A 3,368-nucleotide genomic window follows, 5' to 3' on the forward strand; every position below is an offset into this window, starting at 1 on the left:
GGTACGGCGACCGCGCGCCCGCGCACCTCGATCTGCTGCCCGCACCGGCCGGCTCCCGGCGGCCCCTGCGCGGCCCGGACCTCTCCGGCGACGGCGGGGCCCCGCAGCTGCTCCCCGTGCCGGGCGGACCGGCCCCGTTCCCCGCACCGGACACCACCGGCACGGACCCTGCGTACGGGACGGCGTCGGGCATCCGGCCCCTCGGCAGGGGGCTGCTCCCCGCCGCCCCGTACTCCGGTCAGTACTCCGGACCGGTCGGCGGCGGACCCTGGTGAAACGGCCGTGGTGAAACGGCGGTGGTGTCCGGTGCGGGGAACGGGGCCGGTCCGCCCGGCACGGGGAGCAGCTGCGGGGCCCCGCCGTCGCCGGAGAGGTCCGGGCCGCGCAGGGGCCGCCGGGAGCCGGCCGGTGCGGGCAGCAGATCGAGGTGCGCGGGCGCGCGGTCGCCGTACCGCTCGTGCTCCGCGACGGGATACGGGTCCTCGTCGTGCACGGGAAGGGCCGTCGGAACGAGTACGGGCGGGGCGGGCAGCACCGGAACCGGGCCGGAATCGCCCATGGTCGTGTCCGTCCACCGCTGTGCCGTCACGAACGCGTGCCGCGGCGCGGGGAGTTCGTCCTCGTGCCGTTCGGCGGGGGCGGCCGCCGCGACGGGCCCGACGCCCGTCGGAGGCACCCTGTCCCCCGGTGCGGGGTACTCCCCGGTCCCCTCCGCCCCGGCCGGACCGGCGGTCTCGGCGGGGCGGCCCCGGCGTCGCCCCGTCGGCTCGCCGGGCACCGTGACCGCGTCCCAGCGGTCCCCCGTGTCCGACACGGCGGGGAGCGGTGTCCCGCTCCTGCGGCGGCCGGTCGGGCCGGGGTGTTCCGTGCGGGCCCCGGAGGTCTCGGCACCGACGCGCTGGTGTCTGCCGCCGCCGCGGGTGCCCTCCGTCCTCCCGGACAGTGTGCCCGTGCGCGGGCCGGGGCTCCCGGCCGTCGGCGAGGGGGCCGATTCCCTCGTTCCGAGCGGTACTTCGAGGACGTAGACCCCCTCGTCCTCCCCCGTTCCCCCGTGCGCCTGCACCACTCCGCCGTGCGCGGCGACGATCCCCCGCACGATGGGCTGGTGGACGGGGTCCCCTCCGGCGTACGGGCCGCGGACCTCGATCCGTGCGGTGTTCCCCCGCTGTGCGAGGGCGACGACGATCGCCGGGACGGCGTTCCCGGAATCCGGGGCGTGGACGAGCCGGCTCCTGCCCGCCGAGTCGACTCCCGCGACGTCCGCGAGGAGATGGGCGAGTGCCGTCGTGAGCCGTTCCGCGTCCGCCTCCGCCCCGATCGGTGCCGTGTGCACGGTGAACCGGGCCCGGTTGGCGCCGATGAGTCCGGCGGCCTCGGCGACGCCGGCTTCCACGACGCCGTCCAGCCGCACCTGTTCCATGCGCAGTTCCTCGGCGCCCGTGTCGAGCCGCTGGCTGCCGAGGACGTTGTCGAGCAGGGCCACCATCCGGGCGTGCCCGGCCGCCAGCCGGTGCATGGCCTGGCTGGCCTCCGGCCAGAGGTGGCCGGCGTTGTCGGCGGCCAGGGTGACGAGTTCGGTGTGCATTTCCGTCAACGGACCGCGTACGGCCTCTTCCAGAGTGGCCGTCAGCTGTCCGTGCCGGGCGGACAGGTCCGCCCGGCTCTCCCGGTTCCTGTCCAGTTCGTCCGCGTGCCGCTCGTCGCGTTCGGCGAGTTCGGCGCCGTGGTTCAGCACCAGCCGCTCGCAGGCGCTGCGGTCGGTGAACGTCATCACGGCACCGACGAGCTGGCCTCCGTCGCGCACCGGAGCGGTGGTGATGTCGGCGGGCACCCGGGTGCCCTCCTTCGTCCACAGTGCCTGCCCGCGCACCCGGTGCTTGCGGCCCGAGCGGAGGGTGTCGGCGAGCGGCGACTCGTCGTACGGGAACGGGGCGCCGTCCGTCCGCGAGTGCAGCGCCAGGGAGTGCAGTTCCCGGCCGCCGAGCTGACTGGCCCGGTAGCCGAGGATCTGTGCGGCGGCGGGGTTGACCAGGACGATCCTCCCGTGGACGTCGGTGCCGACGACCCCCTCGGTCACGGCGCGCAGGATCATCTCCGTCTGCTGCTGCGAGCGGGTCAGTTCGGCCTCGGTGTCGAGGGTGCCGGTGAGGTCCCGCAGCACGAGCATGAGCAGTCCCTCGTCGGTGTGCGACCGGTACGGGTCCCGGTGGCCGGTCCCGGCGTCCAGGTAGACGTTGGTGATCTCGGCGAGGAACTCATGGCCGTCGGGGCGCCGCGCGGTCGTCCGGGCGGGCTTCGCGCGTCCCCACGCGTCGGCGTCCTCGGGCAGCAGCATCGAGCCGGGGAGCAGGCGCGATTCGAAGCCGGGCAGGATGTCGAGGAGCCCGCGGCCGACGAGGGCGGTGCCGGGGGTCTCGAACATGCCGAGGGCCGCGGCGTTCGCGTCGACGACCGTGCCGTTGCTGTTGACGATCACGAGGCCGTCGGGGAGGGCGTCGAAGATGACGGCGAGACGGTCTGCCCCTCGGGGTGGTCTGTTGTTCACGACGACGCTTCTCTCCTGAACCACGGTGTCCTGCCTGCCCGCCCGTACCGGTGTCGGTGCCGCGCCCGCCGACACCGGTACGGGCGGGCGCGGGTGGGTGATTGCCTACGGTCCGCCCGCCGCCGGGGCCCTGCCGCGGGCCCCGGGCGCGGTCGGTACGGTCTCAGCGTCCGCCGGTCGCTCCGCGGCGGCGGCCCATGGCGAAGACCGAGGCCGCTCCGATCGCCAGCACGGCGGCCCCGGCGATCGCGATGACCGGGGTGGCGCTGTCGCCGCCGGTCTCGGCGAGTTCGGTCCCGGTCTTCTCGGCCGCGCTGTTCGTCTCGGGCGCGTTGGCCCCGCCCGTCGCGGTACCGGGTGCCGCCGCGGCCTTCTTCGCGGTGTCCCCGCCCTTGTCCGCCGGGGTGCCGGCGTCGCCGCCGTGGCCCCGGTGCGTGACGGAGGACTTGCCGGCCCCGGCCGCGATCTCCTCGTCGGTGGGGGCGGTCGCCTTCCGCGCGGGGCCCTTGGCACCGCTGTCCTTTCCGAAGACGACGTCCGAGCAGGTGTAGAACGCCTCGGGGGAGTCCGAGCGCTGCCAGATCGAGTAGACGAGGTGACGGCCGGACCTCGCGGGAACATCGCCCCGGAAGACGTAGTCGCCGTTCTCCATCTTCGGGTCGGCGACCTCCACGAAGGGCTTCGCCTCCAGGTCCGACCACTTCAGCGGCTTCGTCGGGTCGTAGGAGTCCTTCGTGATGTACAGCGCGAAGGAACCCTTGTGCGGGGCGGTTCCCTTGTAGTGGAAGGTGTGGCCGCCCGCGGACATCTTCGTCGACGGCCA

The 3,368-nt window shown here is 75.0% G+C and carries 2 protein-coding genes and 1 pseudogene; 1 reads left to right on the forward strand and 2 read right to left on the reverse strand.

Annotated elements, in window-relative coordinates; all coding sequences use genetic code 11:
• Positions 1-275: pseudogene (locus EAO76_RS45070) on the forward strand (hypothetical protein); the annotation flags it as partial.
• Here the strand turns inward: EAO76_RS45070 and EAO76_RS41300 are convergent.
• Both EAO76_RS41300 and EAO76_RS41305 read right to left on the reverse strand, forming a co-directional pair.
• Positions 239-2,545 (reverse strand): PAS domain-containing protein, encoded by a 2,307-nt coding sequence (locus tag EAO76_RS41300; RefSeq protein ID WP_148841381.1) that lies wholly within the window; start codon positions 2,543-2,545, stop codon positions 239-241. The pseudogene EAO76_RS45070 and the gene EAO76_RS41300 overlap by 37 nt on opposite strands.
• Positions 2,546-2,708: 163 nt before the next feature.
• Positions 2,709-3,368: lytic polysaccharide monooxygenase (locus EAO76_RS41305; protein WP_148841382.1), on the reverse strand; the 660-nt coding region annotated here is incomplete at its 5' end.

Origin of the sequence: Streptomyces sp. sk2.1 (assembly GCF_008120935.1) — a bacterium.
Lineage (GTDB): Bacteria > Actinomycetota > Actinomycetes > Streptomycetales > Streptomycetaceae > Streptomyces.